This is a genomic window from Methylobacterium sp. P5_C11 (assembly GCF_054049775.1).
Genome location: NZ_JBFULS010000031.1, coordinates 1 through 15,878, shown reverse-complemented (window position 1 = coordinate 15,878; position 15,878 = coordinate 1). Strand labels below are relative to the sequence as shown.

The following is a 15,878-nucleotide window of genomic DNA, read 5'->3' as shown; positions in this document are numbered from 1 at the left end:
CTGGACCAAATCGCGAACGGCGTCGAGGTGGTTCGGGCAGGATGCGACCGGAGCGTGTGTTGCGGGACGATACGCCTCGCCTGTCGACGACCGCTCGGCGGCGCGAACTGGGCCGGGACCCGGACCCTGCAGTGCGGCTGTTCGAGCGGCTGCCTCCGACCCCTCTCGGTCACGCCCTCAGCGATCGGTATTTCCCGAACGCGGCCGTTCCTGGCCCATCGAGCGACTCTGGCTTGGGGTGGAACTCTGACGTCGGATCGATGCGCCGGTGGCCGAACGTCGATCCCATGCCTGCGAGGGTCCGAGGGCCGGCCTCCTCTTCATCGCCGGAGCTGATGGTGGACCCGTGCGGGACGCTCGTCCAAGACGCATCGCTTCACGCTTCAACTCGGGCCTGGAGCGGATTTGATTTCCAGAAGAGCAGCCAGACCGGCATCGGTGATGCCCCACTCGATGACGGAATGCCCACCCAGGCGATGCGAGCGGACATCTCCGATGCGCTCGATGAGGCCCAGACGCTCCAACAGGAGATTTCTGGCGTCGTCAGCCGCCATGGAACGGTTGCGCGTGCCAATCAGGCTGAGGCGTTCGCCCTGCGTCTTCTTCAAGATCGCGCTCACGGGCTGGCCCGTGCGCCTGCGGAAGCACCCCAGTTCTGGGTGGTGATCAAGGCCGACACACGATCGCCGCACCGCCCGAGACGTCGACCTCTCCAATAGCCCCTCGACGGCTTGCGCCGCACGGCGGGTGATCATTTTCTCGCCGTCGACCGTTGCGATGGGCGGGATCGCTGACCTGGATGTCACGGGGCTGAAGCCCGTTCCTCAGAGTGAAGCATCGAGCCGCCCTGTCACGAAAAGGCCCGGGCCGCTCCCATAACGGCAACGGCCAGGATTAATACCTCGCTCTTCGACTCATGAACTTGGCCGTACGCACCGCTTGCGTACCGTGCGGCAGCCCTTGCTGACGCTTCGACGCGGCACCAACCGGGCAACGTCCCTCAGAGCGTCCGGGAGCCCGTTGGCGTGTCGTCCGACGGGCTCGTCTGACACACGCCATCAGCCGGCCTTGAGGTACCTGTCCATGCTGGCACCGAGCCCAGCGGAATGCGCTTCGAGCGTGTCGGAGATCTGCCGGACCATCTCGGCGAGTTGCCCGGTCTCGCCGGCCGCCGTCGAGACACCGGCGATGTTGGATGACATCTCCTGGGTCGAGGCGGCCTGCTCCTCGACTGCGCTCGCCATGGCCAGCGTCAGCTTCGAGAGTTCGGCGACTTCGTCCGTGATCAGGCGGATTGCTGTGACGGCTTCGCCGGTCGCCTTCTGGATGTCATGCACCTTGTGGGTGATCTCGCCGGTCGCCTTCGCCGTCTGGCCGGCGAGCTCCTTGACCTCCGTGGCCACGACCGCGAAGCCGCGCCCGGCCGCCCCGGCGCGCGCCGCCTCGATCGTGGCGTTGAGGGCGAGCAGGTTGGTCTTGTCGGCGATGGACTTGATCATGCCCACCACCGCGTCGACCTCGCCCGCGTTGGTGGCGAGATTACGCACGGTCGCGTCCGTCGCCGTCGCCTGGTTGGCGATCTGCTGAGTGCGCTCGGAGACCCGCCCGACCTGTCCCGAGATCTCATGGATCGAACTCGTCATCTCCTCTGAACCGGCCGCGACGGAATTGGCGCGCTCGCTCGCGGCGTCGGCCGAGCGGTTCAAGCCTTGCGCCGAGTCTTTCATCTCGCCGATGGCGGTCCCGAGCGCCTCGACCACGCCGGCGACCTCCTCGGCCATGGCGAGTTGCGCCGTGATGACCGACCAGGTCAGCATCGGACCGACGTAGGCGCCGTCCGCGTCGGTGATCGCCGAGACCTGCAGGTCCAGCGTCTCGGGACCGACCTTGATCTTGGTCCGGTGCGGCAGCCGGCTCGCATCGGCCAGCATGTTGCGCTGGTGGTGCGGGTTCTTGTGGAAGACGTCGAACGATCGACCCATCATCTCCGACGCCTTGATCGGTAGGTATCTCTCGATCGCCTCGAGGGTCTTGCGCGACGTGTTGTTGAGGTAGTTGATCTTGAAGTCGTTCTTCGGATCGGCAGTCATGACGGCGACCGGCATCTCATCGATCATCCGAAGAAGCCGGCTGGTTTCATTCTTCTTGGCCGTGATTTCGCTGGCGAATTTGACGACCTTGAACGGCCTGCCGTCGGGACCGAAGATCGGGTTGTAGGTCGCCTCGAGCCAAACCTTCGCGCCCGACCTCGCTCTCCGGAGAAACTCACCGGATACGAACTCACCGGCCCGAAGCTTTGCCCAGAACTCGGCATAGTTCGAGCTATCGGCAACCTCGTTGCCGACGAAGACGCGGTGATGCTTTCCTTGCAATGAGGCGAGGTCGTAGTCCACGACCGACAGGAAGTTCGGGTTGGCGCGCAGGATGGTACCATCCATGCCGAACTCGATGATCGCCAGCGATCGTGTGAGGGCATCGAGCGTAGCCTGGGTCTCACTGTAGGCGGGCTTGCGGAACATTGGACAACTCTCAGTAGACGCAGCATCGTCTCACCAGAGCCTCTAAGTGTCCGTTTTTATGAGTGCAGAACTATGCGGGTCCGGTGACAGGTTATATTTCATTCCGAGATATTTTTAATCGGCGATAAAAATCGCCGAAATCAATGAAATGAAAGATTTCAATTCGAGTGATGGGCAAATATGGTGGACACGATCTAATAAGGCGATCGGCTGGCCTTTTCACCATAACAACGCGTGTCGCTGTCAAATCGACCGTATGGGTTCGTCAGATGCTTCCAACTCTCGCTCCAGAACAGGCAGTCTCAGAGCCGCACGAAGCGGCTCTTCGCAGGCTCGAGCGTATCGGCTTCCGACCTTCGATCCGGGCTCGCACGCCGCCTTCGTGGATGCATCCGGGCGAGGAGGCCGGTGCAACCGCGATCCCGTCCGGGACCGCTGGCGCGCCGTGCGATTGACCTGAACAGCCCGCAAATCGCGGCGTCTCGCCCGGAGGCGCAACGCTGGCGCCCTCGGCCCCTTATCGTGCTATGGCCCTGGCAACTGAATCGCGGGGGCACGCGGGGCACGGCGATGTCGCGTCCTCGCGGAGAGATGGTGCGGAACGGGACCATTGCGTGATCTTCTGACCGCGCTGGCGGGCGCCGTCATCCTGGTTCTCGTGGCGGCGCTCGCCGTCCCACCCTTCGTCGACTGGCAGGCCCAGCGCGCCCTCGTCGACCGGGCGCTTGCCCGGTCCCTCGGCGTCCCGGTCCGGACCGACGGAAGGATCGAGGTGCGCCTTCTGCCGTCACCGCGGCTGCGCGTGGACCGCCTGCATCTCGGTCGCGATCCGGACCGCCCGAGTCTCGATGCCCGGTTCGTCAAGGCCGAGATCGCCCTCGCGCCCCTGCTGAAGGGCGAGGTCCGCTTCACCGAGACCCGAATCGGCCGGGCCGAGATCAAGCTGCCCGTCGCCGGCCCGGATGCCCTGAAGCTGCCGCCGGATTTCGGCGGCGCCCTGCGCGACCGCGACCTCGCGATCGAGAACCTCCAGATCCAGCAGTTCCTGGTCACCACCCAGGTGCCGGCCACCGGGCGCACCGACCAGCTCTACGTCCAGGACCTGCACCTGCAGGCCCCGACCCTGGTCGGACCCTGGCGGCTCGAGGGTACGACCGGCGGCGTTCCATTCCGGGCGGTCAGCGGTACGCCGGGTCCCGATGGGCGGCTCGCGGCCAAGATCTCCGGGGGTGGCGACGCGCATCCGCGCTTCGAGGCGGATGCCCGCTTCGGCCTCGTGCCGGCCGAGTCCGGCGGGTCGCAGGTGGAGGCCGAGGGCTCGGCGCGACTCGTCGTTGGGCCGCCGACCCAGGCGGCCGGCGCCTACCTGCCGTTCTCCCTCGCCGGAACCTTCAAAGCCCGGGGCACGCAGGTCCGGTTCGAGGGCGTGGACGTGGCCATCGATCCCGGCGGCCGAGCGCTACGGCTCGGCGGCACCGGCCGGCTCGACCTACGCCAGTGGCGCGCTGGCCTGACCCTAGAGGCGCGCCGCCTCGATCTCGACGCCTTCCTCGCCTCGCCTGAGGGCCAGAACCTGATCGGCCGCGGCCTGCCGCGCTCGGCCGGTGGCCTACCCGCCATGCTCGACCTCGACCTCGCAGTGGGCAGCACCGTGATCGGCGGCGAGGACTGGTCGAACCTCGCCCTCACCGGCACCCTGGAGCGCGTCGGCGGCCTGCTCCTGCGCCGATTCTCTGTGGTGGGTCCGGCCGACTCGACCTTGAGCGCGAGCGGGCAGGTCGAGACGGCACCCCTGCGCTTCACCGGCCCGGTGGCCCTCGCAGCTCCGGATTCGGAGGCGCTCGGCCGCTACCTGCGCCGCCTCGGCGCCGAGGGGCCCCTCGTCGCGCTCCTCGACGGGCGCCGGGTCGAGGCCGCCGCCGACCTGTCGGCCGCCACGACCGGCCTGTCCCTGCGCAACTTGCGCCTCGCCCTCGGGACGGCGCGGATCACCGGCAACGCCCGCTACATGGCGGCCGAGGGCCAGGAGCGCGGACGGTTCGACGCACAGATCCGCGCGAGCGGTCTCGATATCGCCGGGTTGCCGCCCGTGGGGACGGCGCTCGGCGGGCTGCGGGACACCGACCTTGCCCTGACCCTGGAGGCCAGGGATGTCCGCTTCGGCGCGACGGGCACCGGCACCGGCACGATCGCGGCGCGGATCCAATCGGACGGCGCCGGTCTCACGGTCGACAGCCTCGACGTCACCGACCTCGCCGGCGCAAGCGCCCGGTTGTCCGGCCAGATCGGCGCGGACGGGACCGGCCGCGTCTCCGGCCGATTGAAGGCGCCGTCGGCGGCGCCGTTGCTGGGCCTTCTGGAGCGGGTCTGGGTCGGGGAGATCCGCCTGCTGCCCACCTTCCTGCGGGACGCACCCCTCGACCTCGCCGTCACCCTGGACCGGGAGGGCGGCGTGGCCGCGGCCCTGCGAACCCAGGCCCGGGGCAGCGCCGGCGGCGGCACCCTCGACCTGACCCTGGCCAGCCGCGGGACGCAAATCGAAGGCGGTACAGCCACGCTCACTGCGCCCCGAGCAGGGGCCTGGTTCGGCCGCGCCGACATCGCCGGCCTCCAGCAGCCCGGCACCTTGAACCTGACCGCCGAACGGCCGGATGCGCAGGCCCTCTCTCTGACGGTCAACGGCACGGTCGCGGGCCTGCGGCTGGCCACGGGCCGCCCGATCCTGGTCGGACCCGACCTCGTCCCCACCGGTGGCGAGATCTGCGCCGACACAGGCGATCTGGCGCCCTTCCTGACGCTGGCCGGCGCCGCGGTCCTGGCTCCCGGCGCGTGGCCGGCCGACCTGACCGTCACGCTCACCCGGCAGCAGGGCGAGGCCGCTGCCGCTCTTGCTGGCACGATCGCGGGAGCGGGGGTGAACGGGACGGTGCTGCGGGCGGCGGGGGGCGCCCTGCACGGCCGCCTCGCCCTCGACCGTCTGTCGGTCCCGCAGCTGGCCGCCGCCCTGGTGATTCCGCCGGGGGTGAACGGCAGCTTCGGGCCGGCGAGCGCCCATCCGGCCCTCTCCCTCGACGCGCGGGTCGCCAGCCTGGATCTCGGTCGCGGTCTCGTCGCCACGGATGCGACCGCCGCCCTCGGGCTTGCCGACGCCACCCTGACCCTGCGCGACCTGACCGCCAAGCTCGCTGGCGGGCGGCTCGCGGGATCGGTCACGATCGCCCGGCTCGGAGGCGGCGCCTCGGTCTCCGGCGCGGGCAGCCTCGACGGCGCGGCGCTTCCGATGCTGGCCGGCGGCCCGCTCGGTGGCCGCCTGAGTGCCGACCTGCGCTTCGCGGCAACGGCCGAGACCCTGCCGGGCCTCGCCGAAAGCCTCTCGGGCAGCGGCGCGCTCGCGCTGACGGATCTGAGCCTGCCCGAGGCCGATCCGGCTGCCCTGGGCCGAGCCCTCGCCCGGGCGGCGGAGATAGACGACCCGTTGCGGGACGGCCGCCTCCAAGCCTTGGTCACCGAGGAGCTCGCCCGAGGCGGCGCCCAGGCGCGGGGGACCGCCCGGGCCGCCGTCACCCTCGTGGGTGGCGTGGTGCGGGCCGGGCCGGTCGACCTCGATCTCGGGCCGGCGCGCTGGACCGGCATGATCGGCTACGACCTGCGGGCCGGGCGCCTCGACGCCCGCGGGACGCTGGCCGGCGGCCCGGTCCCCCGGGGCTGGAATGCCGGGCCGCCGGCGGTGCAGTTCGGCCTGAACGGACCGCTCGCCGCGCCCGAACGGGTCCTCGACGTCGCCACCCTGTCGAACGGTCTGGCCACCTTCGTGCTCCAGCGCGAGCTGGAGACGATCGAGCTCACCGAGGCGGATCAGGTCGAGCGGCAGCGCCGCCGTGCCCGGATCGAGATGGACAGGGTCCGCGCTGCGGCACTGAAGGCCGCCGCCGACAAAGCCAGCGCCGACAAGGCCGCGGCGGAGGAGGCGGCCCGCCGGGCGCGGGCGCAGGAAGGGGCGGCCCAGCCGCCCGCGCCCGCCGAGGTCCGCCCGTGATCGGGCGGCCCTGATGCAGCGATCCAAACGAACGCGTCAGCGAAGTTTTGAAAATTGATGCTTCAACAAAGACTTAGGGCTCATGCGCGTGACCGCGGTGACTGCGTCTGAGCCCTAGGACTTCCCCACCGCCATCAGCGCGAAGGCGTAGATCAGCCCGACCTCCTCCAGCCGGTCGAACCGGCCGGCGGCACCGCCGTGGCCGGCCTCCATGTTGATCCGCAGCAGCACCGGCCCGCCCCCCGTCATGGTGGCGCGCAGCCGCGCCACCCATTTCGCCGGTTCCCAATAGGTCACCCGCGGGTCGGTGAGGCCCCCGAGAGCCAGGATCGCCGGGTAGTGTTTGGCGGAGACGTTGTCGTAGGGCGAGTACGACAGGATCGTCCGGAAAGCGGCCTCGCTCTCGGCCGGATTGCCCCATTCGGGCCATTCCGGCGGGGTCAGCGGCAGCTCCGCGTCGAGCATGGTGTTGAGCACGTCCACGAAGGGCACGTCGGCCACGATCCCGGCGAACAGTTCCGGCGCGAGGTTCGCCACCGCCCCCATCAACATCCCGCCCGCCGATCCGCCATGGGCGACGATCCGCCTCTCGGTCGTGTAGCCGGCCGCGATCAGCGCGCGGGCACAGGCGATGAAGTCCGTGAAGGTATTGGGCTTCTTCTCGCGCTTACCGTCGAGATACCAGCGCCAGCCTTTCTCGGTGCCGCCGCGGATATGCGCGATGGCGTAGACGAAGCCCCGGTCGACAAGGCTGAGCAGGTTGGTGCGGAACGCCGCCGGCATCAGCGTCCCGTAGGAGCCGTAGCCGTAGAGCAGCAGCGGCGCGCTGCCGTCGAGGGGCAGCCCCCGCCGGTGCAGCAGCGAGATCGGCACCTGCTCGCCGTCGGGCGCGGTGGCGAAGAGCCGCCGGGTCACGTAGGCGGCCGGATCGTGCCCGCTCGGCACCGCCTGCCGCTTGCGCAGGGCGCGGGTGCGGCTGCCGCACGCGTAGTCCCAGGTCTCGGACGGCGTCGTCATCGACGAATAGACGAAGCGGATCGTATCCGTGTCGAAGGCGAGCCCGGCGCGCAGGCCGAGGGAATAGGCCTCCTCCTCGAAGGCGACCGTGTGCTCGGCGCCGTCGGCGAGGTCGCGCACGACGATCCGCGGCCGCGCGTTCTCGATCTCGAGCCGGACGAGATGGCCGGTGAGCAGGTGCAGGTGGCGGATCATCACCCCGGGCCGGTGGGGCACGAGGTCGGTCCAGTTGGCGCGCCCCGGGTCGTCGACCGGGGCGGTGACGATCTTGAAGTCCTCGGCCCCGTCCGCGTTGGTGCGGATGAACAGCCGGTCGCCGCGGTGCTCCACTCCGTAGATCAGCAGAGGGGTGCGCGGCTCGACGAGGCGCAATTTCGCCGACTCCGCGTGCCGGTCGAGCAGCCGGACCTCGGACGTCTCGTGGTCGCTCGCCGTGATGTCGAGGAACGCGCCGGACTGCGTCTTGCCGATATGGACGAAGTAGCCGGCATCGCCTTCCGTGTAGATCGTCTCGTCCGCGCTCTGCGGGGTACCGAGGCGGTGGCGCATGACCTTGGCAGGCCGATGGTTGGCATCGACCGCCACGTACCAGAAGCTCTCGCCGTCCGCCGCCCAGACCGCCTCGCCGGAGGTCGCCTCGATCCGGTCGTCCCGGTCGAGGCCGGTGGCGATGTCGCGCACGCGGACCGTGTAGAGTTCCGATCCCTTGGTGTCAGCGCTCCAGGCGAGCCGCGTGTGGTCGTCCGAATGAACCGCGGCCGCGATCTCGAAGAACGGCAGGCCCTCGCCCTCCCGATCGCCGTCGATGAGGATCGTCTCGTCCGGGTCCGGGCCGGCCGCGGGCACGTCCGGCACGGTCGACGGGCGCCGGCAGATCAGCGGGTGCTGCCCGCCCTCGCGGTGGCGCGTGTAGTAGGCGAAGGGTCCGTCCGGCTCGGGGACGCCGCTCTCGTCCTCCTGGATCCGCCCGCGCATCTCGGCGACCAGACGCTGGCGCAGGTCCGCGGTCCCCGCCAGGGCCGTCTCCGCGTAGGCGTTTTCGGCCTTGAGATAGGCGGCGATGTCGTCCGGCAGCGCGGCGGGATCCTTCAGGACCGTCTGCCAGTTCTCGGCCTTCAGCCACGCGTAGGGATCGGCGATCTCGTGCCCGTGGACGCTGAAGCGTCGCGGCCGGGCGTCCGCGACCGGCGCAGCGTCAGGGTGAGCGAGCAATCCGTGGCCAATCTCGGTCATCGTGTCTCCCGTCGGGTCCCGTCACGTCCGGGTGAGGGCATGTGTCCCGCCGGGCGCCGCGATGCAAGCGGTCGGGGCCGAGGGGGCCGCGCGCCGCCGTGGCCTTCGCCTCGCGCGACGCCCGCGGTCCCGGGCGCGGGAGCCCGATTCCGGATCGCGCGTTGAACCGCTGGCCGTGGCGTCGATCACGGTCTCTGCATCGACGCCGAGGTGCCGACATGGCCGCGATTCCCGATCCGCAGGACAAGCAGAACGAGCCGGACCTCGCGCGGATGAACAATGTGCTCGCGGACTGGGCGGCGCGGTCCGCTGCCTCCAGCGCGACGCTGATCGATCGTTTCGAGGCGATGGGCTACGAGGTGCGCGGAAAGTCCGAGACCGAGATCGCCGACATCCTCCATCGGCCGCCGACCCGGGCGGCACGCTAAGCCGCCGCAGGATAGCTGTGGGTTGTAGGCAAAAAAACCTTGATCATCTGAAATTTCCTGACATGATGAGGGTTCGGCGCACTCGGCTCGGAACATATGGAACAAAACATGAACAAAACTGCCGCGAGCGGGCGGAGCGGCGCTTCCGGGGCGAAGCACGACCGTGCAGCGTCGAGCGACCTGCCGGCGGAGGCGGTCCGCCTCTTGGCGCGGCTCGGCGAAGCGGGCGCGTACGCGCGGCCCGATCCCCTCGTCGAGAATGCACTGGTGACCCGGCGGGGCGGCGACGGGATCTCGGTGGGAGGCGGACGCTTCGCGGCCGCCTCCGGTCGCGCCCTCACCGCGGCCGATCTTGCAGCGTGGGACGCCGCCGGGACGCGGCTGACGATCAGCGCGGCCGGTCGGGCGCGCCTGCGGCGGCAGGCTTCGTCCGGCGACATGCCCTTCGCCGCGCAACACCGCGAACTGACGGTCGTGGCGGGGGATGCGGGTGCGGGGCCGACGTTGCGCAACGCCGCCGAGAATCCCCTCGCCTGGATGGTGCGCCGGCGTGACCGGGACGGCGCGCCGCTGATCGACGCGGCCTCGTTCGAGGCTGGGGAGCGTCTGCGGCGGGACATCAACGCCGCCGCCCTGCTGCCGCGGATGGGCTCGGATTTCGGCGCCCCCCGGGTCGATGGCGGCGGTCCCCGGGACCCGGCCTCCGCCGCCGACCACGTGATCGCGGCCCGGCAGCGCGTACGCGGCGCCCTCGACGCGGTCGGGAGCGACCTGTCGGGGCTGCTGATCGACCTCTGCGGGTTCCTCAAGGGTCTGGAGCGGATCGAGGCCGAGCGCCGCTGGCCGGCCCGGTCGGCGAAGGTCGTGGCGCGGATCGCTCTGGGCCGGCTGGCCGAGCATTACGGGCTGGAGCGGGAGGCCATCGGGCCGGAACGCGGGCGCCTGCGCCTGTGGCGGGGCTGAGGGGAACCTCAGTTCAGGCCGGTCCCGATGCCGCGCATGGGATCGAGCCGACGGGCGGGCACGGCACGGCGCCGATGCCCGCGCAGGCCACCGGCTTCACGCTTCGGGAGGAGTGGGCGCCGTGCCGGCGGGACGAGCTGACACTCTCGCGGTCCCCGGCGCGACGGCGCCGGCCTCGATCCTCAGGCCTCCGCCGCGAGCCGGACCGCGTCATGGTGGATCCGCTCGGCCATGGCCCGCACCCCGTTGGAGCGCTTCGAGGTCACATGGGAGCCGAAGCGCAGCTGCCGGAACAGCTCCAGGCCGTCGGTCTCGGCAGCCTCCTTCGGGGTCTTGCCGGTGTAGAGCGCCACCATCAGCGCCACGAAGCCGCGGACGATGAACGAGTCGCTGAAGCCATGCAGGACGAGGCGCGGCACCCCACCCGACCGATCCACGCCCGTGTCGATCCAGACCTGGCTCTCGCAGCCATGAACGCGGTTCGCCTCGGTCCGCTCCGCGTCGGGCATCGACGGCAGGGCACGGCCGAGTTCAATCAGGTACTCAAGCCGCATGTCGTCGTCTTCGACGATCTCGAAATTGTCGATGATGGTTTCGATCGGGGGAAGCATGCTCAGCCGGGTCCGGGATACACTGCGCTCGGTCTGGTGGCGGCAAGGCCGGGATCCGAAAGCCGGCGGCCATCTTTCGGGACGCTGCTGTATAGGCCGGCCGAACCGCCGTGGCGACGGGGCTCGGCGCCGCGGGCGCCCTCACTGTTCGGTCGGGTGCGATGGCGGCAGGGTCAGCCACAGGGGGTCGCCCGGGCTGGCATCGCCGGTGACGGCGATCTCCGCCTGGGCCGCGTAGGCGGCGATCAGACGGGGGCCGAGGTTCGGGACGTTGGGACGGCCGGAGGCGGCCATCTCGCTCACGCCGGACACGATCGACAGGCGCGGCGGCCGACCGGCTTGGGCCTCCATGTCGATGGCGATCGAGCAGGCGACGTGCTCGGCCGTGGCGTCGAGACACTCCGCCACGATCTCCGCCACGATCATGCCCAGCGCATTGGCGATGCGGGGCTCCACGAGGCCGTTCCCGGTGCCGCCGACCTGGACGCTGATCCGACCCGCCCGCCGGAGCTGGCCGAGGCCCGAGGCGAGGCGGTGCAGGTAGTCCTTCAGGTCGATCGACGCGATGTGTGGCGCCTCGTGGAGGTGCTGCTGCACCAGCGCGATCGCCCGCACCCGCTGGCCCAGGGCCTCGAAACTGCCGCGGCAGGCGTCGGGCGCCGCCCGGCCGTAGAGACCGATCAGGCTGACCATCACCTGCAGATTGTTGCGGACCCGGTGGTAGACCTCGGCGAGCAGCGCCTCCTTCTCGGCGAGCGCGTGCTCGATGTGCTCCTCGGCGTGCTTGCGGTCGGTGATGTCGAAGCAGGAACCGAGATAACCCTGGAACCGGCCGTCCTCCACGACGGGCCGCGCGGTGTCGAGCAACCAGCGATAGACGCCGTCGTGCCGCCGCAGCCGGAACTCGACGGTGAACGGCGCCCGCGCCGCGAAGGCCTCCGCGACGACCTTGGCGTGGCGGTCGAAATCCTCGGGATGCAGGCCGCTGCGCCAGCCGAGACCGAGTTCCGCCTCAAGCGGGCGCCCGGTGAATTCTAGCCAGCACACGTTGTGGTGGACCGCGTGCCCGGCCTCGTCCGAACGCCACATCATGAGCGGCACGACGTCGGCGAAGCGCCTGAAACTGTCGCTCAGCGCAGCGGCCTCCGTCGTCCCCTGCGCCGGACCCGCACCAGGATCCCGCACGGGGCCTTCGTCCAGCGGCTGAGCCGCTCCGGACTCTGGTGGGTCACCGACCATTCTTTACCCGATTCACTCTGACGAACTGCGTGAAAGGCTTTGCCCGCGTGTGGATAGCGCCGGTCAACGTGTCGAGGTGACGGCCGTTCCGGTCTTCGTCCGCCTTCGGGACCGCCGTTCACAGCGGAAATAGCCGCGATAGCTTTCGAGGCCGTTCCGCGTCCGGTTGCGGGCAGGCCCGCCCGGCCCCGACGGTCGGCGCCCGGGAGGCCGATTCGCAACCTGTAACTGTTCTATGGATAACCGTAGATAGTCCGTGACGCCCTTCTCCGGTTGTGTCTGATGGGATCAGACACAACCTTGAAGAGGCATCCTGGTGCCCATCCCGATCCCGAGCCATCGCGTCCTCCGGCCAATGGCCCGCAGTTTGGTGCCGCTGGTGAGTCTGCCGCCGTGGCGCTGGCCGGGCGCTGCGCGGGGGCGCGGGCTCGGGCTCGCCGGCCTCGTCGTCCTGATCGTCGTCCTGCTCGTCGTCCCCTTCGGCGTGTCCGGGAGCGCCTCCGCCCGGCCGTTCTCCGAGCCGGACGACCGGACACTGGACCGGCACGGCCATTATCGCAGCCGGGACGGGTCGGAGGTCCATCAGCCGGCCAAAAGTCTCGACGGCACCAAGCCCACCGGCGCTACGGCCAGATGCCGGGACGGGACATGGAGCTTCAGCCACACGCATCGCGGAACCTGCTCGCGCCATCGTGGGGTCGCGCAGTGGGCCGGGTGAGATCCGTCCCGGCACTCGGCCAAAAATCCTAGGACCGGCAAAAATAGGAATTTGTGCTTGACATCGTCGCGCTGCCGGGCTATCACTCCAGCACGGTCGAGACGTGTGCGGAGAGCCCCCGATGTGGCCACCCCAGGCTCACGCGGCGGAGCGGCGCGCCGAGGCCCTCCGTCTCCTGCGGGACACCCGCCTCACGGTCGACGAAATCGGCGCCCGCCTCGACATCGGGCCGAAGACGATCCGGACCTGGAATGCCCGGGCCGGCTGGGTGAGGCCGCGGCAGCACGCGCCACGGCTCGCGATGGCCCGCTGGACGGCGGGCCGTCGGGCGTCCCTCGCCCGCCTCCTCGCCACGCCCGGCAACGACCCCGGTGACGTCAGCGAGGCCCTGGGCTTCGGGCGGCCCACTGCGGCGCTGCTGTCGCTGACCCTGGGCGTGGACCTGCCGAACGCGCCCCTCCGGCGCGCCGGACGTGGGATTGCGACCGATCCGGCGATCGATCCGGCGATCCTGCGGGGGCACCTGAGCGCCCACGTGGTCCGGCAGATCGCCGCCTTCGACGCGGCCCTGGGCGGCGGCGACCCGCCCCTGCGCGACTCCGCCCGGGTCCTGCGCGATCTCGGCGGTCTCAAGCGGCTGCTCGACACGCTCGCCGCGGACACGCCGCGCGGCACGACGGGGGAGGGGGGCGATGGCGGCACCGGACCCGACCTGCCCGCCCTGCGCGCGGAGATCGCGCGACGCTATGCTGGCTTTGTCGGCGGCCGGGCGACTGCCTGACTTCCTCGCGACCCTGCCGCCGAACCTGATCCGGATGCTCGCCGGCGACTGGTTGCATCAGGCCCGGCCGGATCAGTTGCCGCCCGCCGACGCCGAGACCTGGACGACCTGGGCGGTGATCGGCGGACGCGGCAGCGGCAAGACCCGCACCGGGGCCGAGTGGGTCGACGCCCTCGCCCGGGGGGACCCGGCCTTCACGGACGCGCCGGTCGCGCGGATCGCGCTGGTGGGGGAGACCCATCTCGATGTCCGCGACGTGATGGTCGAGGGGCCTTCGGGCCTGCTCGGCCTGCCACCGCGGGGGCGCCCCCGGCCGGTCTGGTCGCCCAGCCGCCGGCGCCTCGAATGGAGCAACGGCGCGGTCGCGTTCGCCTTCTCGGCGGAGGAGCCCGACGCCCTGCGCGGCCCGCAATTCGGCGCCGCGTGGTGCGACGAGGCCGCGAAGTGGCGCCGGCCCGAGGCGGCGTTCGACATGCTGCAATTCGGGCTGCGCCTCGGCGCCCGGCCGCGCAACCTCGTGACCACGACGCCTCGGCCGGTGCCGCTGATCCGGCGGCTGCTCGCCGATCCGCGCACGGTGGTGAGCCGTGCCCGGACAGGCGACAACGCCGCCCACCTCGCGCCGGACTTCCTGGAGCAGGTGGTCGGCCGCTACGCCGGCACCCGGCTGGGCCGGCAGGAACTCGACGGCGAACTCATCGCCGACCGGGACGATGCCCTGTGGACCCGCGGCGCCCTGGAGGCGGCCCGGGTCGCGGGGGCGCCCGATCTCGGCCGGATCGTCGTCGCGGTGGATCCCCCCGCGGCCTCGGGGGCGCGCTCGGATGCCTGTGGGATCGTGGCGGCCGGCCGCGCCGGCGGCCACGCCTACGTGCTGGCCGATGCGAGCCTCGCCCGGGCCACCCCGCAGGCCTGGGCGGAGGCGGCCCTGGCGCTCTACCACCGGCTCCGGGCCGATGCCCTGGTGGTCGAGGTCAATCAGGGTGGCGAGATGGCCGCCGCCGTGCTGGCCCAATGCGACCCGGCCGTGCCGGTGACGTCGGTCCATGCGACGCGGGGCAAGTACCTGCGCGCCGAGCCGGTCTCGCTGCTCTATGCCCGCGGGCTGGTCCACCATGTCGGGGCGTTCCCGGCGCTGGAGGACGAGCTGTGCGATTTCGGTCCGGACGGCCTGTCCGGCGGCGGATCGCCCGACCGGCTCGACGCCCTGGTCTGGGCGCTCACGCATCTCATGCTGGAGGCCCGCCCCGAGCCGCGGATCCGGCGGCTGTGAGCGCTGCCGCGGCCCCGAAACAATACGGCGCGCCTCTGCGAGAAGCGCGCCGGAGTCGGTTCGTGGTCTCTGGAACGAACTGCATCCTGTATACACAATGTCGTGCGCCAAAGCTGTGGCGATCCGGCCACGGCGTCGCGCCATGGGCGTTTATTCCCTGTCTCACGCGGATTTCAGGGTCGGCTCTTCCGTCGCGGCCATCACCGCCGGAGCCCAGCTGGCGCAGCGCGGGCGGCAGGAGGCAGCGGAGGCGGGACTCGGGCGCGATGCGGATGATCCCGACCGCGAAGGCGTGCTTCCCGTCTCTCGGACCCTCGATCGCTTCGTCGGTCCGGACCGTCGAACGCCGTTTCCCATCGGGTCGGACGGGATCGACGGTGCCGGGTGCGTCCGTCGGGATCGGCGGCCTCGCGCACGTCAGGGTGGCGCGGTGAGGTTCCGCAGGGCGGCGCGGACGTCGGCGAGTGCGCCGACCAGGGCGTAGCAGGCGAAGTCGTGCGATCCGGCGGTGGCGTTCGCCACGCGGAAGCGGCAGCTCAGGCGGTTCGCCCCGGCCTCGGGCCGCACCGCGAAGCCGGGCCGCGGGGCGTCGGTCTCCTGTGTCGGCGGGCCGGGCGCCCAGATGGCCAGGGCATGCGAGCCTTCGGGGGTCGCCAGGATCACCGGATCCGCCTGAACGCCGGACGCGGGGTCGAGGGGGGCTATCCCGCCGGTGGCCGGGTCAAAACGCCAGGCCTCGGAGAATTCCGCCGGCACGGCGGCGGCCAGCGGTTCGAGCCGGAGCCCTTTGGCGGGCTCGGCCAGGACGAAGCCCGCCTGCACCTCCACGGCGTTGCCCAGGCCCGGAAGGCCGAGGGCGATCCGCTTGTGCAGGATCACCGCCGGAACCGCGCCCATCGAAGGGTCCGCCGGACAATCCGGGTCGGGATCGTCGCTCGGGTCTGCGGGCGGCTCCCAGGCCATGCGGGTCTCGGTCTCCGCCCAACTCCGCCCGGCGCGGAGGGTGCGCAGCCGGCGCGCGGCGGGCGCGCCGCTGCCGTCCTGCGGGGCGCCCGCCTCG

At 71.1% G+C, this 15,878-nt stretch carries 12 protein-coding genes; 6 read left to right on the top strand and 6 right to left on the bottom strand.

The window, feature by feature from the left end; all coding sequences use genetic code 11:
- Positions 1 to 383 precede the first annotated feature (383 nt).
- Both ACXJKQ_RS16790 and ACXJKQ_RS16785 read right to left on the bottom strand, forming a co-directional pair.
- A complete protein-coding gene (locus ACXJKQ_RS16790; protein ID WP_457106871.1) occupies positions 384 to 608 on the bottom strand; it encodes a hypothetical protein in 225 nt (74 codons plus the stop codon).
- 450 nt (positions 609 to 1,058) lie between these two features.
- Positions 1,059 to 2,519, bottom strand: a complete 1,461-nt coding sequence (locus ACXJKQ_RS16785; RefSeq protein WP_457106870.1) for a methyl-accepting chemotaxis protein — start codon at positions 2,517 to 2,519, stop codon at positions 1,059 to 1,061.
- 610 nt (positions 2,520 to 3,129) lie between these two features.
- Here ACXJKQ_RS16785 and ACXJKQ_RS16780 point away from each other — a divergent pair.
- Positions 3,130 to 6,555 carry an AsmA protein gene (locus tag ACXJKQ_RS16780; protein WP_457106869.1) on the top strand — a complete coding sequence of 1,142 codons (3,426 nt, stop codon included), beginning with the start codon at positions 3,130 to 3,132 and terminating at the stop codon, positions 6,553 to 6,555.
- A 114-nt stretch (positions 6,556 to 6,669) separates the two neighbouring features.
- Here ACXJKQ_RS16780 and ACXJKQ_RS16775 read toward each other — a convergent pair whose 3' ends face one another.
- Positions 6,670 to 8,805: a S9 family peptidase gene (locus tag ACXJKQ_RS16775; protein ID WP_457106868.1), complete on the bottom strand. Its 2,136-nt coding sequence runs from the start codon at positions 8,803 to 8,805 to the stop codon at positions 6,670 to 6,672.
- A gap of 218 nt (positions 8,806 to 9,023) precedes the next feature.
- Between ACXJKQ_RS16775 and ACXJKQ_RS16770 the strand changes: the two genes are divergently transcribed.
- A complete protein-coding gene (locus ACXJKQ_RS16770; RefSeq protein ID WP_457106867.1) occupies positions 9,024 to 9,233 on the top strand; it encodes a hypothetical protein in 210 nt (69 codons plus the stop codon).
- 108 nt (positions 9,234 to 9,341) lie between these two features.
- A complete protein-coding gene (locus tag ACXJKQ_RS16765; protein ID WP_457106866.1) occupies positions 9,342 to 10,196 on the top strand; it encodes a DUF6456 domain-containing protein in 855 nt (284 codons plus the stop codon).
- Between the two features lie 182 nt (positions 10,197 to 10,378).
- On the opposite strand, the gene ACXJKQ_RS16760 is transcribed toward ACXJKQ_RS16765, so the two are convergent.
- Both ACXJKQ_RS16760 and ACXJKQ_RS16755 read right to left on the bottom strand, forming a co-directional pair.
- Complete coding sequence (locus tag ACXJKQ_RS16760; RefSeq protein ID WP_457106865.1) at positions 10,379 to 10,807, bottom strand: SufE family protein; 429 nt, start codon at positions 10,805 to 10,807, stop codon at positions 10,379 to 10,381.
- Between the two features lie 141 nt (positions 10,808 to 10,948).
- Positions 10,949 to 12,046, bottom strand: a complete 1,098-nt coding sequence (locus ACXJKQ_RS16755; protein WP_457106864.1) for a sensor histidine kinase — start codon at positions 12,044 to 12,046, stop codon at positions 10,949 to 10,951.
- A gap of 316 nt (positions 12,047 to 12,362) precedes the next feature.
- Here ACXJKQ_RS16755 and ACXJKQ_RS16750 point away from each other — a divergent pair, with 316 nt between their 5' ends.
- The 3 genes from ACXJKQ_RS16750 (at position 12,363) to ACXJKQ_RS16740 (ending at position 14,818) form a co-directional block, all read left to right on the top strand.
- Positions 12,363 to 12,764: a DUF3761 domain-containing protein gene (locus tag ACXJKQ_RS16750; RefSeq protein ID WP_457106863.1), complete on the top strand. Its 402-nt coding sequence runs from the start codon at positions 12,363 to 12,365 to the stop codon at positions 12,762 to 12,764.
- A gap of 121 nt (positions 12,765 to 12,885) precedes the next feature.
- Positions 12,886 to 13,545 carry a hypothetical protein gene (locus ACXJKQ_RS16745; protein ID WP_457106862.1) on the top strand — a complete coding sequence of 220 codons (660 nt, stop codon included), beginning with the start codon at positions 12,886 to 12,888 and terminating at the stop codon, positions 13,543 to 13,545.
- Positions 13,511 to 14,818, top strand: a complete 1,308-nt coding sequence (locus tag ACXJKQ_RS16740) for a DNA-packaging protein (RefSeq protein WP_457106861.1) — start codon at positions 13,511 to 13,513, stop codon at positions 14,816 to 14,818. Before ACXJKQ_RS16745 ends, ACXJKQ_RS16740 begins: the two co-directional genes overlap by 35 nt.
- 417 nt (positions 14,819 to 15,235) lie before the next feature.
- On the opposite strand, the gene ACXJKQ_RS16735 is transcribed toward ACXJKQ_RS16740, so the two are convergent.
- Positions 15,236 to 15,878, bottom strand: a 643-nt coding sequence (locus tag ACXJKQ_RS16735; RefSeq protein WP_457106860.1) for a hypothetical protein, incomplete at its 5' end; no start/stop codon positions are given.